Raw genomic sequence first — 23,007 nt, 5'->3', positions numbered from 1 at the left:
TGGAAGCGAAATTGTCTGAATCGGCAGCGATGCCAGCAGGTGACCAGCCAGAGATCCATCTGCGTCCGGTTGCCGTCGTGCCTTACAAGTCTGTGGCTGCGGTCATGGCGGCGGCACAGCGTCTTGGCGTGACCAAGATCGGCATGGTCGGGAATGAGCAGTTCTTGAAGTGATAAATAATCACTTCATGGCATTTTCGGCGTATCAATGCTGAGTTATTAAGGTATGATAGAAAATTGGCAGGGTTCTCCCTGCCATTTTTCATATTCGCGGGTTGGGCTTTGCCTTTTTTAAGCTGCAATCCCAAAGTTTATTAAATTTATTGATTGAGAGATCAACATATGAAGCAACTTCGCTTGTCTCGTATTGCTGTATTGTTTGCAGCTATTGGCTTTGCCGCCGTACCGGAATTAACAAATATCGCAGCAAATCAAGCTTATGCTCAAGAATCCTTGCGCCCTGAGATTGCCAAAATTGTGCACGGCGCTGGTGAATTGTACAAAGCGAAGAAATTCAGGGAAGCGCTGTCCAAGATTCATGAAGCCGATAGCGTAGGCGGCAAGACAGTCAATGAAAATTTCACGATAGAGCGCATGCGCCTGTCTATCGCCTCTGCTGCTGGTGACAACGACACTGTGATCCGTTCTGCAGAAACCATTGTTTCTGCAAATAAGTTGGGCGGTAAAGAACAGTTGCAAATGATACAGGTGCTGGCGAATGGCTATTTCAAAGCAGGTAACTATAGCAAAGCTGTACAATGGTATAACCGTTACTATGCTGACGGTGGTACAGATTCTTCGCTGCGTCCTTACCTTACACAAGCCATGTTGCAGAGCGGTGACAGTGCAAAGGCCATGAAGGAAATCAATGCTGAATTGGCAGCAGATGAAAAATCAGGCCGCACACCAAGTCTGACCAATCTGGAATACCAGTCCAATGACGCATTGAAGCGTAAAGACATGGCTACTTATTCCAGCGCACTGGAAAAAATGGTGGCGTACCATGGCAAGAAAGAGTACTGGGTGAATCTGCTCAACAACATTGAGAGAAAACCAGGTTATTCTGAGCGCTTCAAACTGGATTTGATGCGCCTGAAACTGGCTCTGGGTCAAATCACCAAGAGCGCTGACTACATGGACATGTCTTTGTTAGCGATACAGGCTGGTTTCCCCGCAGAAGCCACCAAGGTGATCGATGCTGGCTACAAGGCTGGTGCATTGGGCGAAGGCAAGGATGCTGACCGGCACAAGCGCTTGCGCGATATGGCAAACAAGACTCAGGCCGAGACTACCAAAGGCTTGGCAGCTAGTGAAACTGAAGCTAAAGCAGCCAAGGATGGTAATGCTCTGGTCAATATTGGCTATGGCTATGTAACTGCCGGTAATTACGACAAAGGCATCGCCATGATGGAAGAGGGCATCGCTAAAGGTGGCCTCAAGCAGGAAGATGATGCCAAGTTACACTTGGGCGTTGCTCAACTGCAGGCAGGCAAAAAAGCCAATGCAATCAAAACACTGAAAACAGTGAAGGGCACAGATGGCTCAGGCGATCTGGCACGTTACTGGGTGATTTATGCTAATCAGTCCGGCAAATAATGCATGACCTGATGTAAAAACAAAGGCGCCTCTGGGCGTCTTTGTTTTTTTCCTTATCTTTATCGTCTGGGTATCAGTTGGCGACTTGATTGCGCCCGTTATCTTTGGCGCGATACAAAGCCGCATCAGCACAACTGATGAGCTCGTTGCTATCCTGTCCGGTGCTCAAACTTGCTACACCAAACGAGCCTGTGATATGCGGCAGCGGTTTTTGGCGATCAACAAATACCTTGGTTTTTGCCAGGCGGCTGCACAGTCTCTGCGCCACACCCATGGCAGATTTGTGACTGGCACCGGGTAATATGACCATCATTTCTTCGCCGCCATAACGCGCGGCAAAATCACTGGGGCGCAATCCTGCATTCAATACTTTTGCTGCAGTTTGCAGAGCGTCGTCCCCCAGCAAATGCCCATGTTCATCATTGAAGCGCTTGAAGTGATCCAGATCGACCATGATGATGCTCAGCGCTGCGCCAGTAGCATGGGCATGCTGTACCATGCCAGGCAATTGTGCATTCAGCCAGGCGCGGTTATGCAAGCCGGTCAGCCCATCCACCATAGACAGTTGGCGATAGAATTCGCCAACCTTTTGACGACTGCGGATTTGCGCATTGGCGGCACGTATGCGGAACGACAGCAATTGCAAGAGGTTGCGGGCCACACCATTTGACTCATCGATCAGACGCCACAATGTCTCTGCCTCTATCAGCAATAATTCACACTCATTGATAGCGGAAATAGTGGCTGAATGAATTTCTTCGTCCAGCACCGAGATTTCACCTACGCATTCACCCGGCAGATACTGCGTGATGGTATTTTCCAGCTGATTGCTTTCTTCAGTAATGCGGCTGACACCCAGGGCACCTTTGAGGACGATAAACAGTTTTGCCCCTGAGCTGTTGGCGTCCAGTACAACCTGGCCAGTATAGGCGCGGACCACCATGCAATCCTTGATGATGTCGGCAATGAGTTGTCTGTTGTCTTCGGTAATGTCGCGGAAAAGGTGGATATCTTCAATACGATAATCCGTTTCCCTGAAAAGCTTGAGTCGTTCCAAAATCGTTTTATCCAGATACATGAGGCAAATATAAGAGTGTCAGAGTACGATCTGATCCATGGCATCGAAACGCATTTCAGTTTCGCGAAAAATGCTCAGGTAGTCAGCTTCACCAAGCCCTAGCGTATCCCAAGCGGCTTGCGACAGCAAGGGCAGGATATCGTTTTCATCCTGGACCAGGTCTAGTGCGTGCACAATTGCATTTGCTACATGTACGACTGAAGCAAGTACATTCAGGTTTTCTTGCTCAGGATGATGATGGCCGCGTATGGCATCACATACCGCTTCAGAAAAATTCCAGTGCGTTGCCAGTGCTAGGCCAGCATCCACATGATCGATGTGCAAGATATGCCGTTCAGCTTCGATGAGCAGACAATCTTCCTCTTTTTGATAGCGCAGAACCTGCTCATAATTTGCGGGGTAGCAGGTCACCAGCACCAGCTTGCCTATGTCGTGCAATAGGCCTGCGGTGAACGCAAAATCATGCTTCATGTGTAGTGCTCGCGAGATCAGCTCGGCACAAATCGCTGTGGCAACGCTATGGCGCCAGAATGTCTTGAAATCAAAGGCAGGACATTTCTCCGTAGGAAACTTGTTCGACAAGGCTGTGGTGCGAATCAGGTTTTTCACATTCTTGACGCCCAGCATGGCAGTCGCCTGCTGCAAGGTTACTACTTTGGAGTTATTGCCATAGTAAGATGAATTGGCCAGCCTTAGTAATTTCGCAGTGACTGACTGATCTAGCGCGATTTTTTCAGTCACCATGTCCAGGCTGCTTTCTTCATCATCAAGATTTTGCAGCATCTCCATGGCAACTTCTGGCAAGGTAGGCAAGTCCTTGATTTTTTTTACGACGTCTTCCAGTTGTACCTTGAATTCATTGATATCAGTCATTTGGCTTCCCCTTTACGGTAGTCAATGACATAAGACTTCAGTATGCTCGCAGGCTCAGCATCACCCGCCTGGCGAAAGATTTTTTCTATACGGCTTAATTTAGTCGCCAGATTTTCAATTTCCTCATGTTCAGAACCAGCTTCTCCCTCGACCGTCAATTGATGGATATCGTGATGTGCAATTGCCTGTAGCATGCGCTCTGTCAAAGTTGTGCCTGCGGGCAACAAGACGTGGCCGACTTTATCGAGCAAATCATCGGCCAGCACTGTTCCCGGCGTCACCTTGGAAAGTGGTAAATAGCGGTAATGTCTGTTCATGGTGCTTGCCTCGCTGAAAGAGCGTGCTGCGTTATCAAAGACGTATTGCTTCAGTGTAATAAAAATTTACTTAAAAGTAAGTCGATTTTTTTTGATATACATGAATTAGCCTGTTCTGGTGATGACTATGTCCGAATATCAATTGATAATGAATATACTACACCTGTTACAGCAGCACGTTTGATTCTGGCGGCTGCCTGATTTACTATATAAAATTTCGTAATTTTCATGCATCATTTCTGGAATTCATTTCATCAATAGGTATGAATGCACACAAATCGTCAGTTCCCGAAGGGTTTTCTCATAACATGTAACCCACAGCATAGAATTTATTGTTGATAGCGCCACTATTAACAGCCGCATCTACATTGCCAATCCGTGTTACGGAGCAAACGCACCTCATTCATATTTATGAGACGAATTCTAATATTTTTGACCTGTCAGGATTTATCATCAAACAAATTATTCAACGTCGCCCACGTCTCGTACTCACTCTGGCCCTGGGCAGCCTGGCTGCGATTTTCTTGCCTGGGCCGCTGTCCCTGATTACCCGCGCCCTTTTTGGTTGGAATGTGGCTGTATGGACCTATCTTTTGCTGATGGCCTGGCTGATGATGGGTGCGGACAAACATGCGGTGCGCAAGATGGCACAGCAGGAAGATGAAAGTGCCGTGGCGGTATTGGCATTGATGTCACTGGCTGCAACCCTCAGCCTGCTGGCCATCATCCACGAACTATCTGGCTTGGCAGGTGCCAGCAGAGAGGAAAGGGCGATCAAATACTTGTTTGCCTGCAGTACGGTGTTGGGCTCGTGGCTGTTGCTGGGCGTGATTTTTTGTTTCCACTATGCATTGCAGTTTTATAACGCACCGCCAGACAAACCAGCCTTGCGTTTCCCGGAAGAGGAGTGCATACCAGATTTTTGGGATTTCCTGTATTTCTCATTCACCATCGCCGTTGCCGCGCAAACTTCTGATGTGACCGTGATGAACAAGCAAACACGCAAGACTGTGCTTGCTCAGTCAGTACTCAGTTTTTTCTTTAACGTGGCCGTGGTTGGTTTTTCCATCAATATTGCTGCTAGCCTGGTAGGGAGTTAGTTAAAAAAGAAGCCGCCATAGCAGCGGCTTCAGTTCTTATATTCTAGCGCCACTGATGATCATGGTGGCGCTCACGTCTTTCTTCACGCCATTCACGTTCGTAACGTCTTTCCTGGTGCCAGCCATGACGGTCACGCCATGGGCGACCATAGTTTTGCTCTACATAGACATGCTCCACATAAGGTCTTGGAGAGCTCAAAATTACAGGTACACCCCCTATGCGCATGTCCACGTTGACACCATAGGGCAGGCGGCTACCACTTTGCCAGGTACCACCATTTGCCCAGTACCAGTTACGCTGTGCCGGAGCGTAATATACTTGCTGGGACGGGTAATACACATAGTTGTAGCTGCGTACTACCTGATGCACAGGAGGCGCAGGGTGCCAGCGGTAGTCCCTGACATAGACATCGTGGGCAAGTGCCGAATTTGCAGTGGCAGCACAGATCAGCAGAGCAGATACCGCCGATAACAGGCCCTTGATAAGTTGAGTGGCTTTCATGGCATCTCTTCCTTCGTTTTGATACTCATATAACGCGGCGCAGGACCATGCGGCTGACAGCAATTTGTGTATGTCCGTACAAAACTGCAAGCAGATGTTACTGGCTGTGGCATACCCATGCCAGGCGTTTATGGCACTGGAGCAAATTTTCATACTACAGCACAAGCTTTTCATGATAAAAAGTCTGCACACTTACCCCATATTGAATGCCATGTTACTCACCTACATCTGGACAGGTTTTTTTCTGATCGGCTTTATTGCTGCCCTGGCGCAATGGTTGATATTGGGCGATGTGGAAGTATTCAAGCGCATCATGGACGGTACTTTTGAATCGGCACGCCTGGGTGTCATGGATATTGCATTGCCGCTGGCTGGTGTCATGACGCTCTGGCTGGGCATCATGAATATTGGCGAAAAAGCCGGGGCGATTGATTTTATCGCCAAAATCATTGGCCCTTTTTTTGCCAGGATATTTCCGGGTGTGCCGCAAAACCATCCGGCCAACGGCCATATGGTCATGAATTTTTCGGCAAATCTGCTGGGTCTGGACAATGCTGCCACACCCTTTGGCCTGAAGGCCATGGAAAGCCTGCAGAGCCTGAATTCAAGTAAAGACGAAGCCAGTGATGCACAGATCATGTTCCTGGTCTTGCATACTTCCGGCTTGACACTGATCCCTCTGGCTATTATGGCGCAGCGAGCCGTGCTGGGGGCAAAAGACCCGTCGGATATTTTTATCCCCTGCATGATTGCTACTTATGTGGCCACCGTAGTGGGCTTGGTTGCAGTTGCCATCAGACAGCGCATTAATTTGTTTGACCGCGTGATTATGGGTTGGCTGGGTGGTTTGACGAGTTTCATCGTTGCCCTGGTCTGGTATATGAGTCAGCATATGAGTCGTGCTGACATAGAAGTGTTTTCCAAAATCAGCGCCAATCTCTTGCTATTTACCATTATCATCAGCTTCATGTTAGGTGCCATGCGCAAGAAAGTGAATGTGTATGAAGCCTTTATTGAAGGTGCCAAAGGTGGCATACAGACCTCACTGACGATTATTCCTTACCTGGTGGGAATGCTGGTCGCTATCGGCGTCTTGCGCAATTCGGGTATTCTCGGTTTTATCGTTTCCGGCTTTACCTGGCTGTTTACGCAGATGGGATTGAATACTGACTTTACCGCCGCCTTGCCAACCGCCCTGATGAAGCCGCTCAGTAGCTCGGGTTCGCGGGCACTGATGGTAGATGCGATGAAGACCTATGGAGTGGATTCTTTCATTGGCCGCCTGACCTGCATCTTCCAGGGCTCGGCTGACACGACTTTCTATATCGTGGCCCTGTATTTTGGCTCAGTCGGCATACGCAGGACCCGTTACGCCATATCCATGGGCTTGCTGGCTGATTTTGCTGGCGTGGTTGCAGCGATTTTTGTTGCTTACTTGTTCTTTCATTGAAACCTCACCACATGCAGATGTCTGCATGTGGTGAATCAAACTGTTTTACCGAGGAACAAAATCCAGTCTCAACACAGGATAAACCTGATAGCGCTTATCCCAGGATGAATGACGTTGTGCAAAGAATTCCAGTCGGGCAGATGCGCTCTTGGCAAACTCGGCATCTTCGGCAATTTTCTTGTCGAATGCGGCCTTCAATTGCGGGTCGCTGGCGAGCTGTTCGCGTGCAACATCTTCGGCCACATAGGCTTCCATGTATTCCTTGCGTTCAAAAGCGCCATTGAACCAGCCCCAGTTGACCAGGGCATCTGGTGCCTGCGGTTCAAACAAACCAGCAACCAGTCTTGCCTTTGCCTGGGCAACAGGGATAAACAAAGCACCTTTACGTAGGCTTTGCGTCTGGTTTTGCCATGTTCCCTGCAGCTTCAAGGTTTGCCGTCCTTCAAAAGATTGAGGCTGCAAGCTGGCCTTGCTGGTAGCGAATTGCTCAGCGGAGACGGCATTCAAGTCGGTATTAAGAATGCGGAACTCTATGCCGTGCTGCTGCAGTTTTTCTGCCATGGTCTTGCTGTAGGCGACAGGGACAATATAACCGCCTTTGGGTAAAGTGATTTGCGCATCCGGCATTACCTCGTCGCGCAGTTTTACCTTCCATACTTGCGGTTTACTTTCATCATAGCGCGTCATCAATGCGCCAGAAATATCGGACATCGTGCGTGTGTAGGCATAACCGCGGAAATCTATATCCCTGGTTTTTTCTGTCGTCTTATAAGTAACAGGCAAACTTTGACCAGCCAACTGTGCTGTACGCTTATCTGCAGCTTTGGCAATGGACAGCCATTGCCCGCCATTTGCTGCCACTTGCTCCAGCACCGATATCACTGTGTTGTGGGTAATGCGCACGCGGGTAGGGTAATCTTTCCATGAATGGGTTTCCACCAGCATGCCAAAACGGTTGCGCAGTACCGGATAACCACTGGAAAAACGTGGTGGAGGGACACTGTCCATAAAGCCTGACATGGGATCATCTTCACGCATGAATGACATATAGAAGGGTAAAGGCAATGAACCCTGTTTCGCCAGGTCGGCGATGACATTGTCACGCAAAGCTTTACCGGCTACACGCAGGGCGGCATCGCCTGAATTGACTGGCTCTACCTGTATCGAAATATCGTGTTCAAATTTGGCACCATCGGTCACATGCAAATCAATGACGGCTAGCGGGTCCCAGGTGTTGATCAGCTTGAGCATGGCCTGCATTTCAGGTGCGTCTGCCTTCACATAATCGCGGTTCAGATTGAAGTTTTGCGCCGTGGTGCGCCAGCCCATTTCTTCCGGGCCACGCTGATTTGGACGGTTCCACGCACCAAAGCGTTCATGGCCATCTATATTGAAGACCGGGACAAATAACAAGACTTGTTTGTCCAGCACATGTGGCGCCGCTTTATTGTCCAAGATTTCGCGCAATGCCAGAAAGCCCGCGTCCTTGCCATCTATTTCGCCTGCATGTATACCGCCCTGTATCAGCGTGACCGGCAAAGCTTGCTTTACTACCTGTGCCGGTGTGAAAGCACCACTACGCGTCACCAGCAAGGCCAGCATGGGGCGATTTTCTGGTGTATGGCCAAATTCAAGGCAGCGTACTTCTTTCGGATAATTTTTCTGGAAAGCCTGGCACAGCTTTTCCACTTCTTCATAGCGCCCGGTTTTTTTAAAACCGCTTTGTTCAGCGATTGTCGTCAAAGTAGCTGCCGCCTGGGCAGTCGCCAGAAGCATGCTGCCGCCTGCAAGCAAGCTACTGATAATGCTTAGTTTAAAAATTGAGTTTGCTGGTTTCATACGAAGATCAAAATTTGATAGGTTGAAATTGAAAACCTAGGCTGTAGCAACCTTATGCTGCCACCATCTAGCCTTGTCCTTGAGCTGGTCTTCATCCATGGCCTGGAGTTGTCGATCAGCCATCAGACAGCGCCCGTTGACCCACACATGGCTGACCTGTTCACGCCCGGCGGCATACACAATTTGCGAGACAGGATCAAACAGCGGCAGGGTTTCAACAGCGGACAGGTCAATCGCGATCACATCAGCCAGCTTGCCTGCCACCAGGCTGCCGATTTGCTGGTCCATGCCCAGGGCTTTGGCACCGGCCAGTGTCGCCATTTCCAGTGCATTACCGGCATTCAAGGCGGTGGGGTTACTGGACACTGCTTTTGCCAGCAATGCAGCCATACGCAAGTCACCAAGTAAATCCAGCTTGTTATTGCTTGCCGCGCCGTCGGTACCTATGCCGACATTGACCCCGGCAGTTTGCATGGCATGGACAGGGGCAAAACCAGATGCCAGCTTCAGGTTACTGGCCGGATTATGGGCAATATGCACACCTTGTTGCGCCAGTAGTCTGATCTCTTCTTCGTTTGCATGCACCATGTGGGCAGCTATCAGACGCGGTGATAATAGCCCCAGATTATGCAGGCGCTCCAAAGGGCGCATGCCATGGTCCCTGATACTGTCATTCACTTCATCCATGGTTTCGTGGATGTGGCAGTGTATGCCCATATCATGTTTGTCTGCCAGCGCGACGATTTTTTTGAAGGTGGCATCTGCTACAGTATAAGGAGCATGCGGGGCCAGGCGGAAAGATACACCGCTTTGCCCCTTGAATGCCTGGTATGACGCCAGTGCTTTTTCCAGATAGCCATCAGCATCTGCTGCATAGCCTGTGGGGAACTCCAGCACACTGCAACCCACCACAGTACGCATGCCGCTATGCAGACCAGCGCGCGCTACATCATCATTATAGAAGTACATATCATTGATGGTGGTGGTGCCACCGCGCAGCATTTCTGCCATCGCATACACGCTGCCATCAAAGACGAATTCTTCTGACACATGCTTTTTTTCGGCTGGCCAGATATGGTTGTGCAACCAGTCCATCAGACTGAGATCATCGGCCAGGCCACGCAACAGCGTCATGGCAGAATGGCCGTGCAGGTTGATCATGCCAGGCATGACAGCATGTTCCGGCAATTCCACATGCTGCGCATCAGGATGCTTCAGACGTGCCTCAGCACTGCTGAGTATATCCAGAATTTTTTCATCTCGCATGACCAGCGCATGTCCGCTCAGGACAGTGGCATGTGGTTCTATGGGGATCAGGTATTTTGGGTGCAGGCAGGTTTTCATATTATTGGGCTCCACAATTGTTTATGCATTATAACCAGTGTCATCCAATGAGGCTTTGGTAAGCCTGAATGGCAATTGCTCCATATGACAGACAATGAATGAAAGTGCCATAATACTGTCTGGTATCAGAAATCAGGAGCAGATATGGATTACCTTTTCCCACCTGTACAGCAGGCCGCTGTACCCATCGCTGGTGGTACAGCCTATTTTCCTGTGCACAGGATTTACTGTGTAGGACGGAATTATGTAGAGCATGCCAAAGAAATGGGATGGTCAGGGCGTGAGCCGCCATTTTTCTTCATGAAACCGGCTGATGCCGTACTGCCCGTCAAGCAAGATAGTATCGGAGAAATGCCTTACCCGCCCATGACCGTTAATCTGCATCATGAAGTTGAGCTGGTCGTCGCGATAGGCAAGGGTGGCAAAAGTATACGCACTGAGGATGCGCTCAGCCATATCTGGGGTTATGCAGTCGGGCTGGATATGACGCGCCGTGATTTGCAGGCCGAAGCCAAAGACCAGGGCAGGCCCTGGTGTACATCCAAGGGTTTTGATTTTTCTGCACCGATAGGCCAGATTCACAGGGCCGACACTGTGCAAGGCATGGAACAAGCGCACATACGTCTCGATGTGAACGGACAAGTGCGGCAAAATAGTGATACCAGTAAGCTGATCTGGAGCCTAGCAGAAATCATCGCCTGCCTGTCTGAACTATATACCCTGCAACCCGGCGACCTGATTTATACAGGAACACCAGAAGGTGTGGCAGCCGTACAGCGCGGCGATTTGCTGGAAGCCTCGATCACGGGTTTGAGTGATCTGAAAATCAAAATGGTGTAAGCATTGTCATGAAACTATATGGATATTTCCGCAGCTCTGCTTCATACCGTGTAAGGATAGCCCTTAATCTCAAGGGGCTCGGTTATGAGCAGGTAGCGATTCACCTGGTCAAAAATGGCGGTGAACAATTGACGCCTGCTTACCGTGCTTTGAATCCGGATGGGCTCGTACCTGCATTGCAGGACGAGGTGGACGGCGAAAGTGCCACACTGACGCAGTCGATGGCGATCATTGAATATCTCGATGAAGTGTATCCTGATGTCGCCATGCTACCGTCCGGCGCTTTGGATCGTGCTCACGTCAGATCGCTGGCCTTGTCGATAGCCTGTGAAATTCATCCCATCAATAATTTGCGGGTGCTTAAATATCTGTCCGGGACGCTGCAAGTCAGTGACGAGCAAAAGAATGCCTGGTACCGTCACTGGTGTGAAACTGGCCTGGCCGTACTGGAAAAAAAACTGGCCGCAGATCAACGTACTGGGCGTTTTTGCATGGGCGACACGCCAGGATTTGCAGACTGTTTTCTGATACCGCAAATCGCCAATGCGCAACGGTTCAATTGCGATTTAAGTAGCATGCCTACCATCATGCGCATACATCAGGCTTGCAATGAGCATCCAGCCTTTATCAAGGCAGCACCTGCTAATCAGCCCGATGCCGAATAGCAGGGAAAAAATCTGTGGCAAATATTTTTGTGTCATGATTTTTCTTGATGCATAAAAAAGGGGCCAGAAAACTGGCCCCAGTGATGCCCCGCTTGCATAAACAAATGCTAATTCGGTATTTCAGGATTGTCGTGGCTATTCGCCAGCGTGTCGTTGAGCACAGAAATCAATAATGAGCGTGTCAATTTCGATTTGGTCGTATAGCCATCAATGGCAAAGGTCTCACTGACATGCTGCTCAGGCGCATAACCAGGCTGCCCTGTACGCAATACAATGCGCAAATTTGGCAATGACATTTCATTGCGGATGACACTCACAAGCTTCAAGCCTGCATCGACAGTCTCCATCACCACATCCAGCAGGATCAGGGCAATATCAGGATTCCTGCGTATGATGCTGTGTGCTTCTTTGGCAGAATAGGCATGAATAAATTCCAAAGGCCTGCCATGGATTTTAACCCCACTCAATGCGAGTAATGTCGTGTCATGCACATTGCTGTCGTCATCTGCGATGAGGATTTTCCAGGGATGCAAATCAAGCTTGGGATGTAAAGACTCTTCATCTTCTTCAATAAAATCAATCACGTCATCGTCCTGGCCTGCGACAAGCGCACAGTCAGAAACTAAATCATTTCCCAAATGTGAATATATACCTAGCGATGACGATCTTTCATTGTTTGCCAAAATGTTACAAGTCATTTGTGACCGAAAAAGATCGTTTTGTAACAAGCCGGGTATTCTACTGTGTTGATTCTTCATCAGTGTGCTCCCTGTTGCTTGAGTAAGTTTCAATTCAATCTTATGTGAACCAGACTGCATAATCAAGATCAAAGAAATGGAAAATGTTAAATAATGATTATTGCAACACTGGGACGTAATATAAATTGATATTCGTCACCGATTGTGCTGATGTTCGGTGCTACTATTTACGCCATAAACTGAAGCTCTATCGTTGAATATACAGCAAAATCAGGCAAGTTCTATGTTATTGGCCTAGTCCTGGTATTAGAACTCATCTTTCAAGGCAGCACACCTGAATCGAGAACGGGTATGGGGCTCGGAGTTTTTTTGCACAGGCAGTCCGGGTAGCTTAATTACGTCTTCCATTATGCCTTCAATTTATTTTCCCGCAGCCATGGTGACTTCACTGGCCACTTCATTTCTGACCATGCTGGTGTTGTTCTATATCCAGTATTTGCACTTGCATCCCAGGGCCAGCAGGTGCTGGGCTCTTGCCTATGCCTGCCTGGTCGTGCAGCAACTGTGCCACCTGCTTGGGGATGGACAAAGCCCGTTTTTTAATCTGGCGGCAGATGTCTTCTTGTCCGGCTATATCTGTTACCTGTGGGCGGGCACGCGCATTTTCCACGGCGTCACCGTGTTTGTCATGCCCGTCATGCTGAGCTTTGCAATTGCGGTTCTCTGGCTATTGATGACGTCACTGACTGTCGTTCATGCATTCTGGCGCATGCTGCCTGTTTACCTGGCTTCTGGCCTGGTCATGATGGCAGCCTCGATGACTTTTTTGCGCACCCGTAATGAAAAACATGTACTGGGATTTATCCTGCTGGGTGTATTGCTCGGCTTCAAAGGCCTATACCTTGCTGGTTCGCCATTCCTGCAAAACCAGCCAGAATATCTTGCGCTTGGCTTGCAGGCCTCGACATTGCTGGACCTGGCCATGGGCATGCTTTTTCTGGTTGCTGCCTTATTGCGGCAGCAAGATGATGCCGTGCGCATGAATGATAATTTGAAACAAGAAATGGAAGAGCGCAAAAATATAGAACGCCTTTCCAAAGACCGTGAAACCCTGTTTGAAAAAGTCTTCCAGATGGTGCCGGATGTATTGGCTATCTGCCGTGAAAAAGATGGACGCTATCTGGATGTGAATCGGCACTGGGAAACCATTACCGGCTACTCCAGGGAAGAGACGCTGGGGCGCTATTCGCTGGAACTGAATTTATGGATGGATGTTAGCCAGCGCGCCGAAATGCTGGCAAGCTTGAGATGTGATGGCGAGATCAATAATTTCGAAGGCTTGTACAGGCATAAACTGGGACATGCTTACCACGTACTTATCTCGGGCACGCTCTTTGATGTTGGTGGTGAGCCATACATTGCCTATGCCATGCAAGATATCTCGGCCCTGCGCAAGGTTGAGCAATTGCAGGAACAAGCCGAGCGTGATTTGCAGGAACGCGAAAAATTGCTGTCGACCGTATTTCAGCTCGTGCCCGATACTCTGACTATTACCAGGATGACGACAGGGGAATATGTCGATGTCAACCGTAACTGGGAACCAATGTCTGGCTATACCAGGGAAGAAGCGATAGGACGTACCTCGAACGAAATACAGTTATGGGAACAACCTGAGCAAAGGGATCAACTGATCAGACAGATCCAGCTGCATGGGGAAGTCAGGAATATGCAAATTGCCTTCCGCCACAAGCTGGGGCACACCAGCAATTGCCGTGTTTCAGGATCGAAGTTTGAAACCGGGGATGACACCTACCTGCTGCTGTCCTCACGCAGTATCGATCAGGAGATCCGTGCAGAAACTGCGCGCCTGCACGCAGAATCACTGTTGCGTGAGAATGAACAAAAATATTCCACACTCTTTCAATTGTCGCCTATACCTCTGGGACTCGTCGATGTCAAAACGGATTGCATAGTCGAGGTCAATGATGTCTGGCTCAAGGAGTTGGGTTATCAAAGGCATGATATCGTGGGACGTACGACGCTGGAGATGGGCATCCTCCGGCAAGCCGAACTGCGCGCGAAATTCAATGAAGACCTGGGGCGTGACAAAAAAATAGATCAACTGGAAGTCCGCATCAGTGATCAGGCAGGTGAGGAAGTGATTTTCCTGTTATCGGCGAGACTGATCAGAATGCATGGCAAGGCCATGTGTATTTTTTCTTTGCTGAATGTGACCAGGCAAGTACAGATAGAGCTGGAAATTCGCGAAATAACGGCGCAACTGGAAGAGCGTGTCAGGCTGCGCACACTCAATCTGCAGCAAACCAATGCCGAACTTGCCGCAGCGATGGAATCATTGCGGCACACCCAGGATGAGCTGGTGCGTTCAGAAAAAATGGCAGCCCTGGGCTCACTCGTGGCAGGGGTGGCCCACGAATTGAATACACCCATAGGCAATAGCGTCACCGTGGCCAGCACCTTGCAGGACAAGACCAGGGACCTGGTGCGCGACATCAATGAAGGGCAACTCAAGCGTTCAGTACTTGAGCATTATCTCGACAGTGCGACGACTGGCACAGCCTTGCTCATGCGCACGCTGGGTATGGCGCGTGAGTTGATAGGCAGTTTCAAACAAGTCGCAGTTGACCAGTCAAGCAACCATAGACGGCAATTTGATTTAAAGGTGGTGCTGGAAGAACTCATTGTCACCCTGGCGCCCATGTACAAAAAAACGCCGTATCATCTGGTGACTGAACTTGCATCCGGCATCGGCATGGATAGCTACCCAGGCCCTCTGGGACAGATCATGACAAATTTCATGATCAATGCACTGACGCATGGATTTGAAGGACGTGCATCTGGTGAAATGCGTCTGAGTACACAATTGCTGCCTGATGATCAGATACAAATCATTTTTGCTGACAATGGCATGGGCATGACGGAGCAAATACAAAAACGTGTTTTTGACCCCTTCTTCACGACCAAACTGGGACAGGGTGGGTCTGGCCTGGGTATGAATATCGCCTACAACCTGGTGACAGGTGTATTGGGTGGTGAAATACAATTGGACAGTAAACTAAATGAAGGGACGCGTTTCATTTTGAACATCCCCCTGGTTGCACCTCAATTGAGTACCGAGAACGCAAAAAAGGTGTTGTGATCAGATTACCATCTGGTTCAGCTATTTGTTTTAGTTTTCAAAAAACAGACACCAAGCTACCACCTTAAATATCTTCTTTATGAGTTGGTGCTGGAAATAATAATTTTATGGCAATATTGGTCCTTTGTTTCACGACCTGATAAGGTAGTGCGCGCCAATTATTTTCCTGGTATCTGCAATATTCGCCATTTCTGTGCGTCTACACAGGTATGGAGACGACACATAACCCACCTGAGCTGATGGCTGATCAGAACAATGACATCACTGAAACGGTCAGGCGCGAACGCGGGCGGCTGGGTAGTTTCATTCGCAAACGCGTCGCTGATGCCAGCGAGGCAGAAGATATTTTGCAAGATGTTTTTTATGAACTGGTCGAAGCTTACCGCCTGCCAGAACCTATAGAGCAGGTTGGTGCATGGCTATTCAGGGTGGCACGCAACCGCATCATCGACCGCTTCCGCAAGAAAAAGGAAGTTGCCCTGCCTGATCTGGAGGAGGGTAGTGAAGATGAAGCCTGGCTGGACAAAGTATTGCCATCCAGCGACGAAGGGCCTGAGGCCGCCTACGCACGCAATGTCATGTTGGAAGAATTGTATGAAGCGCTTGATGAATTGCCCGAAGAGCAGCGCGATGCCTTCATCGGCCATGAAATCGAAGGCCTGAGTTTTAAGGAAATGTCCGCCGCCACTGGCTTGGGCGTCAACACTTTGCTGGCGCGCAAGCGCTATGCCGTCTTGCATCTGCGCATGCGCTTGCAAGATTTATTGGAAGAATTTAATTAAGACTGGAGTTTGATATGTTAATGAAATTTAGAGTATTCAAAATCATGGTGCTGGTCGTGGCTGGCATCAGCGCCCTGAGCTGGGTAGTCATGATGTTGTGGAACTGGCTCATGCCAGCTTTGTTTGTCGGTGCCCGCAGCATCGATTTTCTACAGTCGCTGGGCTTGCTGGTGCTCAGTAAAATCCTGTTTGGTGGCATGCGTGGTCATGGTGGCTGGCATAAACATGGCGAACATCATTGGCATCGTCGCTGGGAAAAGCTGACGCCGGAAGAAAGAGAGAAATTCCAGCACGGCATGTTTGGCCGCAGAAGGCACAGGGATGAGGCATATGCCCAGGCTTGCAGGAATAAGCAAGACCACAAGCACGAGTACAACCAAGACCACAAGCCAGAAAGTTCGCACGACAATAAGCCGGAGCAAGTCTGAAATGCAGACCGCAAAGGAAGCAACCTGTAAGCAGGAACCAGGCGTCATCATCCCTGTCGTCAACTTCAGCAAGTGTGAAGGCAAGGCTGATTGCGTGCCAGTTTGTCCGGAAAACGTGTTTGAAATTCGCGGTATTACCAGCGAAGACTACAAACAGCTCGGCTTTCTTGCGCAGCTCAAGCAAAGAGTGCATGGCATGAAGGTAGCCTATACCCCAAATGCCGATGCCTGCCGTGCCTGCGGTTTATGCGTGACGGCCTGTCCTGAAAAGGCAATCACTTTGCGACGTTCAACATAACAGCAAGGTACATAGAACTCATTTCATCATATGAATGATGTGTATTTGCCTCATAACAAGAGTTGGCGATACGGATGCGGCTATTAATCATGGGCACTATCAATAATAAATCCTGTGCTGTCTGGTACATGTTATGGGTCAAACCTTTAGTGAACTGACGATTTGGGCGCATTGCTGCGTTGCGCCCTTTGCTAAGGCATGAGCCTTAGCTGCACGCCGCGCCTTGCACTGCATCCCAAATGCCTTGTCGAACTCATCCCTATTTATGAAATGAGTTCTAGTTAAGTGAGGCGCACACTGATGTTTTAAAATAGCCATTTGAGCAGGGACAGTAGATACCTGCATTCCATCACTCTGCATTACCGGGGAGGAGTATTGATGACTATTGTAATTCGTGAAGCAGGGCCTGCTGATCTTGAAGAAGTCCTGCAGCTTCGCATGCGCCTGTTCGACAAGCTGGTTGACTTTAATAATGGCAAAGGTGTTGATGAAGACTTGCTGCAATCAACCCGCACTTACTTTCGCGATGCCTTGCAAAGCGGGGCTTGCAAAACCTGGGTAGCTGCGGCAGACGGACATCTCGTCGCCTGCGGCTCACTCGCCATCTTCATCCGCCCACCGTACCCTGGCAACGTGGCAGGCAAGGATGCTTATCTGCTCAATATGTACACCATGGCAGAATATCGCAAGCAAGGTCTGGCCAGAAAAATATTGCAACAGGCCATGCAGTGTGCCCGTGAACAGGGCTTTGCAACCATCTGGCTGCATGCCACTGAAGATGGTCAGGCTTTATATGCTTCTGAAGGGTTCGACCCGTCTTCCAAATACATGGAATGGGAAGTCGGGACGGGAGTATCAACTTGAGCCAGCTTCCATCGGAGAAAAATGCACAGGCATCCCAGCATCAGCCGCATTACCAAGCGCGCATGCACAGGGTGCTGGAACATATAGACCGTCACCTTGATCAGCCACTTGATCTGGAGGTGCTGGCCGGAGTCGCGTATTTTTCTCCCTATCACTTTCATCGCTTGTTTGCTGCCTGGATGGGCGAACGCCTGGGGGACTATGTGCGTCGCCGCCGTCTGGAAGTCGCGGCATTTCGCCTGTTCGCGCAAGCAGGCACGCCTGTGCTGGAGATTGCCTTGTCAGTCGGTTTTGGTTCGGCAGAGGCATTTACCCGTGCCTTCAAAGACCGGTTTGCTTATACGCCAGCGGCTCGGCGGCGGTATCAAATTGATTTGCAGCGTGCAAATAGCAAGAATAATCAAACAGTCAGCAATAATGATCAGGTCCAGTCTTATGCGTCCTTTCATAATGGAGTCTCTTCCAGTTTAAAACAGGTGGCCAGCATGGACGTTAAATTAATACACAGAGAACCAGTCAATATCGCTTACCTGCGCCACATAGGGCCTTATGGCGCAGAGGTTGGCCAGTTCCGGGCAGCGGTTGTGTCACCGTGGATGGCAACACATAATCTGTTCGCGCGGGCGTGCTATGGCATCAGCCATGATGACCCCAGCATTACTGATCCGGCGCTTTGCCGTTATGACGCAGCAGTTGAGCTGCCAGAAAATGCCCCTGTCCCCGAAAATGCCTTGCTGACCAGCATACCCGGTGGAGAATATGCCTCACTGCACTTCGATGGTAAAAGCACCGAAATCGGTGAAGCCTGGGCTGCCCTCCTGCGTGACTGGCTACCTGCGAGTGGCTATCAAATCGATGCCCGACCCTGCTTTGAATACTATGCACCCGATGCCTGTTTTGATCCGGAAACCGGCGTTTTTGACTGCGACATCTGCATCCCGGTTATACCTCTTTGATATGCCTTATTGAGACATTCCTTTGACCTGAGACAGGTCGAGACAATTCTTTGCATGCTCAATGTCACATTGCTGCCGTGGCATTTTTGCGTCAAATTTTTTGGAGTTCACCAATCAGGTTTGTGTAGATCCTGCCGGGTTTGAACACACTGCCATCCATCCACAAGTAACAGCAGATGCCAGAAAATTTTTTGAGGACAAGCTGCGGTAGTTTGTGCTCATTGCTACTACCTGGCTAAGCAGATTTAAACGGCAAGGCATGATACAGTTTTCCAAATCAAATCCTTGATAAGAACCCTGCAATATGATCCCGGTAATATGAGCCCTGTATTTCATTTCAGTTTTGAAAGCCACTGGCGCAGTGCGCCGCTGGCTTATTGGGTGCATCTACCTGTAGCAGGGCAACCAAACAGTTTTTTGCCTGCTGCGCCTCCCTGCATACTGCACCGTGGCTATGCCGTTCTGCATGTGGAATTTGAACAGTTTGATCTGGTGTTCAATGCGCCTGCACAGTTGGATCATTTCATTGCCGTGCTATCAACCAGGCCCTTGCCCACTTCTGGCCAACTATGTGCATTGCGCAATGCACTGGTCGGGCCAAACGGGCACTGGCTCAGCCGCTTGCCAGCAGCTTTGAAAGCACCACGCAAGCGGAGTAGGCTGGTACAGCTCATCAGTGAGATACGCAGCAAGGTCGTGGATAAGGAGAAGCCCGACAGGTTTGCCTGGGAAAACCACAACATCGCATGAAATATCTCCAGTCTTCAGCGGTCTTTTAAGCGATATCCAACACTTTGGCGGCACAGAGTTCCAGACCTGCCTTTACGGTCTGGAACTGGTTATAATTGTCTAAATTACCATCGCTGAGGATAATATCGTGTCAGATACCGTTCATCACAAGCATCAAGGTTTTATTTCCCTGCACAGGCTGGAAGGCTTTAGCGACGCCGTGTTTGCCTTTGCCGTGACCCTGCTGGTCGTGTCATTGGAAGTACCCAAATCTGCCCATGAGCTATTCCACCTGATGCACGGTTTTATCGCCTTTGGCGTGGCCTTTGTCTTGCTGATGGTCTTGTGGTATCAGCACGGCAAATTTTTCAAACGCTTCCCGCTAACTGATTTGTGGATGATTAGTTTGAACACGGCCTTGCTGTTCGTCATCCTCTTGTATGTCTATCCCTTGAAGTTTTTATTTGCCAGCCTGTTTGATTCATGGATATGGAGAGCCAACAACGATAATTTTTCTTCTGTGTCAGAAATCAGGCAACTGATGACTATTTATGGTGCAGGCATCATCGCAGTCAACTTCGTCTTTTTCCTAATGCATAAACATGCCTGGCGCTTGCGTGAGAAATTCAAACTCGACTCTGAGCAACTCAATGAATTGCAGTCAGACATTGGTGGCAATATCATCAATATGGCTGTTGCTGGCCTGTCAGTATTGATCGTGGTAACCAGCAATGACCATGGAACCTGGTCGGGATTTATCTATTGTGTGCTGGGCCCACTCCATTGGTGGAATGGTGCCCATCATGCAAAGAAGAAACCCCCAGTCGCTCTTGATGATGCAAAAGATGCAGCCAAAGAGAGTGAGAAAGAAGCCTCTAAAGAGGCTTCCGACGAATCCGCTTAGAGTCAGCAATAAAGTTCCGGGACATTGCAGGTTTAATGCCCGGCACCTTCTGGCTTGAAGCGATTTAATATATGCACAGCCATGCCTTTTGCCAGTTCTTCTTCACCATAAAATACATCACCTATCTCTTCCTTGCGCAAGAGTATGGATTCATCTTCACTATGCGTGCGCAACAAAACTTCAATGCCAGGGTTCAGGGTGCGGGCAGTTTTTGCCATCTGTCGCACATTCAGGGTATCAGGGGTCGCTACCACCAGCATGGCAGCATTGGTGATATGCGCCTGGATTAACACCGCCGGATCAGCAGCATTACCTGAGACTGCAGCGATACCTTTCTTGCGTAAATCTTCCACTATTTCTCGATTCTGTTCTGCCACCACATAAGGGATGCCACGCTCATCCATGGCCAGGGCGATACGGCGGCCAACCCTGCCATAACCCACCAACACTACCTGGCCTTCGAGGAATTTGCGCTCGGTTGTCATCGGCAATTCAGCATACGGGTCCTGCCTTTGATCGAGTTGCCGCGCCAGATCAGAATGTGACAGCGCCCATTTCCTGAGTGGCCCGATCAGCGTGAACAGGAAAGAATTTAATCCTATCGAAATCAGCACACCTGCCAATATCAAGCTCATACCCTCTTGTGGTAGCAAGCCCAACGACAAACCCAAACCAGCCAGAATAATGGAGAACTCACCAATTTGCCCCAAGCTTGCGCCTATCGACAAGGCAGTATTGAGCGGATAACGCAGCAAGATCACCAGCGCTGATGAAGTAAAGAAGTTACCCAGTATGACGATCGCCACCACGCACAGCACGCGCCAAGGTTGCGCCATCAAAATTGCAGGGTCAAACACCATCCCCACTGACACAAAAAACAAAACCGAAAACGCATCCCGCAAGGGCAGTGATTCTTCCGCTGCGCGATGGCTGAACTCTGATTCGCGCATTACCGTGCCAGCAAAGAATGCACCCAGCGCAAACGACACACTGAATATCACAGATGCGCCATAGGCAATGCCAATTGCAGATGCCACTACTGACAGCGTGAACAATTCACGCGAACCTGTACGCGCCACCTGCCACAACAACCAGGGCAAAGCACGACGACCAACCACCAGCATCAAGGCAATAAATGCCGACACCTGCAACAGTGTTTTACCTATTGTGATCCACAACGGCGTGGCATTTTCTACCACCGCAGTCGTGCTCCCTAGCACGCCCGCCAAAGGTGGCAGCAACACCAGCACCAGCACCGTCACCAAGTCCTGCACCACCAGCCAGCCCACTGCAATGCGCCCATTCATGGTGTTAAGCAGATTACGCGCTTCCAGTGACTTCAACAACACCACCGTACTGGCGCAAGCCAGCGACAAACCAAATATCAATGAACCACCCACACTCCAGGTCCACCACGATGCAATCGCCATACCCACAGCCGTGGTGACCCCCATCTGCAATACTGCACCAGGAACCGCAATGCGCCGTACCGCCAGCAAATCAGCAGGCGAAAAATGCAAGCCCACCCCAAACATCAGCAGCATGACGCCTATCTCTGACAACTGCGACGCGATATGCACATCCGCCACAAAGCCAGGCGTGGTAGGACCAATCACGATCCCCGCCAGTAAATAGCCGACCAAAGCCGGCACCTTGATTTTCTCGGCAATAAAACCAAGAACAAGCGCCCCCGCAAAAGCGGCAGCGACTGTGGTGATTAAAGAAATGCTGTGGTCCATTCGGCTCCTAAATGTAATCAGCCGCTTCATAGCGCGTGATAGAGGTTGACGTGATTGAGTGTTCGGATGCCATCATTTGCATGTGGCTTGCGGTGGGTATTGCCATATTTCGTGTAGCTGGGTATCAACTACTTCAAGCTATTTGAAGCAGAGCATACTTGGCTTTGTTGGTGCAGTGGGAAATACTAGAGCTAATATTGCTGAGGGTCAAGAAATTTGGTTTGCTCTTATGTTGATATATGCTTAATCGAAATGATTCTTTTGATTATTTTAAGCCTTCATATTGCAAGCAAAGTTCATAATACGAGTATTGAAGAAAATCCTATTTGAGGAAAAATAATGGGATCACTCTGGGGCCGGGTAAGCACCTGCAATGCTTGTGATTTTTTCTTTCAAAGCAATCATAGTTATGACACCCGCGGATTTGTTCCCGAGATGCGAGGGTTTTTCGAGGCAGTTTGTATAGAATGCTTGCAGGCCTATATCTTCCCGACCGAGAGCGCTTGGGGGCCTGGCTATGCTGAACTGCTGGAACTATGCACATGTGTGCAAGAGGAGCAGACTAAGCAACAAACGAAAAAAAAGTATCAGGAATCTGGAATTGGAAGGGTACAGGGCAGCATGTTTTGTTTGAGTCAGCATTGCGCGATGGCCGCTACTTGCCAGATTTGATTTGCATCAAGTGCACTACAGTTGAATCCATTGTGATTGAATTTGAAGAAGGGCAGGCCTGCCCTGCATGCATGCTTGGGATATTGCATTGTGGGCGTTCAGTATAACGCTGATTGCAGCATCCGTTCGAATACACAGAGCTATTCGCGTCTACGCCGTTTAATTTTTTGGGTC

At 49.5% G+C, this 23,007-nt stretch carries 22 protein-coding genes and 1 pseudogene; 15 read left to right on the top strand and 8 right to left on the bottom strand.

Translation table 11 applies throughout. The annotated features are described in order from the left end of the window. On the top strand, positions 1-173 hold a 173-nt coding region (locus ACO0LG_RS29045), incomplete at its 5' end, for an ExbD/TolR family protein (protein ID WP_423027271.1). A 168-nt stretch (positions 174-341) separates the two neighbouring features. Continuing rightward, positions 342-1,595 (top strand): tetratricopeptide repeat protein, encoded by a 1,254-nt coding sequence (locus ACO0LG_RS29040; protein ID WP_423032012.1) that lies wholly within the window; start codon positions 342-344, stop codon positions 1,593-1,595. Between the two features lie 73 nt (positions 1,596-1,668). On the opposite strand, the gene ACO0LG_RS29035 is transcribed toward ACO0LG_RS29040, so the two are convergent. From ACO0LG_RS29035 to ACO0LG_RS29025, 3 genes are read right to left on the bottom strand one after another with little or no spacing between them, the layout of a single operon-like run. Then, positions 1,669-2,673 carry a diguanylate cyclase gene (locus ACO0LG_RS29035; protein WP_422977793.1) on the bottom strand — a complete coding sequence of 335 codons (1,005 nt, stop codon included), beginning with the start codon at positions 2,671-2,673 and terminating at the stop codon, positions 1,669-1,671. An 18-nt stretch (positions 2,674-2,691) separates the two neighbouring features. Further along, on the bottom strand, positions 2,692-3,546 hold the full coding sequence (locus ACO0LG_RS29030; RefSeq protein ID WP_423032009.1) for an HDOD domain-containing protein: 855 nt from the start codon (positions 3,544-3,546) through the stop codon (positions 2,692-2,694). After that, positions 3,543-3,863 carry a hypothetical protein gene (locus tag ACO0LG_RS29025; RefSeq protein ID WP_423032007.1) on the bottom strand — a complete coding sequence of 107 codons (321 nt, stop codon included), beginning with the start codon at positions 3,861-3,863 and terminating at the stop codon, positions 3,543-3,545. The genes ACO0LG_RS29030 and ACO0LG_RS29025 overlap by 4 nt, the downstream gene beginning before the upstream one ends. A gap of 368 nt (positions 3,864-4,231) precedes the next feature. Here ACO0LG_RS29025 and ACO0LG_RS29020 point away from each other — a divergent pair, with 368 nt between their 5' ends. Next, positions 4,232-4,963 (top strand): DUF1345 domain-containing protein, encoded by a 732-nt coding sequence (locus ACO0LG_RS29020; RefSeq protein WP_423032005.1) that lies wholly within the window; start codon positions 4,232-4,234, stop codon positions 4,961-4,963. 43 nt (positions 4,964-5,006) lie between these two features. Here ACO0LG_RS29020 and ACO0LG_RS29015 read toward each other — a convergent pair whose 3' ends face one another. Further along, on the bottom strand, positions 5,007-5,465 hold the full coding sequence (locus ACO0LG_RS29015; protein WP_423032003.1) for a hypothetical protein: 459 nt from the start codon (positions 5,463-5,465) through the stop codon (positions 5,007-5,009). A 211-nt stretch (positions 5,466-5,676) separates the two neighbouring features. On the opposite strand from ACO0LG_RS29015, the gene ACO0LG_RS29010 reads away from it, so the two are divergent. Beyond that, positions 5,677-6,915 (top strand): nucleoside recognition domain-containing protein, encoded by a 1,239-nt coding sequence (locus ACO0LG_RS29010; protein ID WP_423032014.1) that lies wholly within the window; start codon positions 5,677-5,679, stop codon positions 6,913-6,915. Between the two features lie 45 nt (positions 6,916-6,960). On the opposite strand, the gene ACO0LG_RS29005 is transcribed toward ACO0LG_RS29010, so the two are convergent. Both ACO0LG_RS29005 and ACO0LG_RS29000 read right to left on the bottom strand, forming a co-directional pair. Then, entirely contained in the window at positions 6,961-8,691 is a 1,731-nt protein-coding gene (locus tag ACO0LG_RS29005; protein WP_423032001.1) for a M14 family metallopeptidase, read from the bottom strand. A gap of 99 nt (positions 8,692-8,790) precedes the next feature. After that, complete coding sequence (locus ACO0LG_RS29000) at positions 8,791-10,098, bottom strand: TRZ/ATZ family hydrolase (protein ID WP_423031999.1); 1,308 nt, start codon at positions 10,096-10,098, stop codon at positions 8,791-8,793. A gap of 144 nt (positions 10,099-10,242) precedes the next feature. Here ACO0LG_RS29000 and ACO0LG_RS28995 point away from each other — a divergent pair, with 144 nt between their 5' ends. Next, complete coding sequence (locus ACO0LG_RS28995) at positions 10,243-10,938, top strand: fumarylacetoacetate hydrolase family protein (protein ID WP_423031997.1); 696 nt, start codon at positions 10,243-10,245, stop codon at positions 10,936-10,938. Between the two features lie 8 nt (positions 10,939-10,946). Further along, positions 10,947-11,603, top strand: a complete 657-nt coding sequence (gene maiA, locus ACO0LG_RS28990; RefSeq protein ID WP_423031995.1) for a maleylacetoacetate isomerase — start codon at positions 10,947-10,949, stop codon at positions 11,601-11,603. Between the two features lie 107 nt (positions 11,604-11,710). Here maiA and ACO0LG_RS28985 read toward each other — a convergent pair whose 3' ends face one another. Beyond that, on the bottom strand, positions 11,711-12,187 hold the full coding sequence (locus ACO0LG_RS28985; protein WP_423031993.1) for a hypothetical protein: 477 nt from the start codon (positions 12,185-12,187) through the stop codon (positions 11,711-11,713). A gap of 523 nt (positions 12,188-12,710) precedes the next feature. Between ACO0LG_RS28985 and ACO0LG_RS28980 the strand changes: the two genes are divergently transcribed. The 8 genes and pseudogenes from ACO0LG_RS28980 (at position 12,711) to ACO0LG_RS28945 (ending at position 20,422) form a co-directional block, all read left to right on the top strand. After that, positions 12,711-15,461, top strand: coding sequence for a PAS domain S-box protein (locus tag ACO0LG_RS28980; protein ID WP_423031991.1), 2,751 nt, complete (start codon positions 12,711-12,713; stop codon positions 15,459-15,461). A gap of 209 nt (positions 15,462-15,670) precedes the next feature. Further along, positions 15,671-16,243 (top strand): RNA polymerase sigma factor, encoded by a 573-nt coding sequence (locus tag ACO0LG_RS28975; RefSeq protein ID WP_423031989.1) that lies wholly within the window; start codon positions 15,671-15,673, stop codon positions 16,241-16,243. A 20-nt stretch (positions 16,244-16,263) separates the two neighbouring features. Further along, positions 16,264-16,563 (top strand): annotated as a pseudogene (locus tag ACO0LG_RS28970) (hypothetical protein); the annotation flags it as partial. Between the two features lie 109 nt (positions 16,564-16,672). Further along, positions 16,673-16,969 (top strand): 4Fe-4S dicluster domain-containing protein, encoded by a 297-nt coding sequence (locus ACO0LG_RS28965; protein ID WP_423031987.1) that lies wholly within the window; start codon positions 16,673-16,675, stop codon positions 16,967-16,969. A gap of 378 nt (positions 16,970-17,347) precedes the next feature. Next, complete coding sequence (locus ACO0LG_RS28960; protein ID WP_423031985.1) at positions 17,348-17,833, top strand: GNAT family N-acetyltransferase; 486 nt, start codon at positions 17,348-17,350, stop codon at positions 17,831-17,833. After that, complete coding sequence (locus tag ACO0LG_RS28955; protein ID WP_423031983.1) at positions 17,830-18,789, top strand: AraC family transcriptional regulator; 960 nt, start codon at positions 17,830-17,832, stop codon at positions 18,787-18,789. Before ACO0LG_RS28960 ends, ACO0LG_RS28955 begins: the two co-directional genes overlap by 4 nt. Positions 18,790-19,107: 318 nt before the next feature. Then, on the top strand, positions 19,108-19,539 hold the full coding sequence (locus ACO0LG_RS28950; RefSeq protein ID WP_423031981.1) for a hypothetical protein: 432 nt from the start codon (positions 19,108-19,110) through the stop codon (positions 19,537-19,539). A 127-nt stretch (positions 19,540-19,666) separates the two neighbouring features. Next, complete coding sequence (locus tag ACO0LG_RS28945; protein WP_423031979.1) at positions 19,667-20,422, top strand: TMEM175 family protein; 756 nt, start codon at positions 19,667-19,669, stop codon at positions 20,420-20,422. A gap of 32 nt (positions 20,423-20,454) precedes the next feature. Here ACO0LG_RS28945 and ACO0LG_RS28940 read toward each other — a convergent pair whose 3' ends face one another. Then, entirely contained in the window at positions 20,455-22,161 is a 1,707-nt protein-coding gene (locus ACO0LG_RS28940) for a cation:proton antiporter (RefSeq protein ID WP_423031977.1), read from the bottom strand. A 339-nt stretch (positions 22,162-22,500) separates the two neighbouring features. Here ACO0LG_RS28940 and ACO0LG_RS28935 point away from each other — a divergent pair, with 339 nt between their 5' ends. Continuing rightward, positions 22,501-22,833 (top strand): hypothetical protein, encoded by a 333-nt coding sequence (locus ACO0LG_RS28935; protein ID WP_423031975.1) that lies wholly within the window; start codon positions 22,501-22,503, stop codon positions 22,831-22,833. The last annotated feature ends 174 nt before the right edge of the window (positions 22,834-23,007 follow it).

Origin of the sequence: Undibacterium sp. Ji42W, assembly GCF_049340405.1 — a bacterium.
Lineage (GTDB): Bacteria > Pseudomonadota > Gammaproteobacteria > Burkholderiales > Burkholderiaceae_D > Undibacterium.
This window is presented reverse-complemented; position numbering and strand designations above follow the sequence as displayed.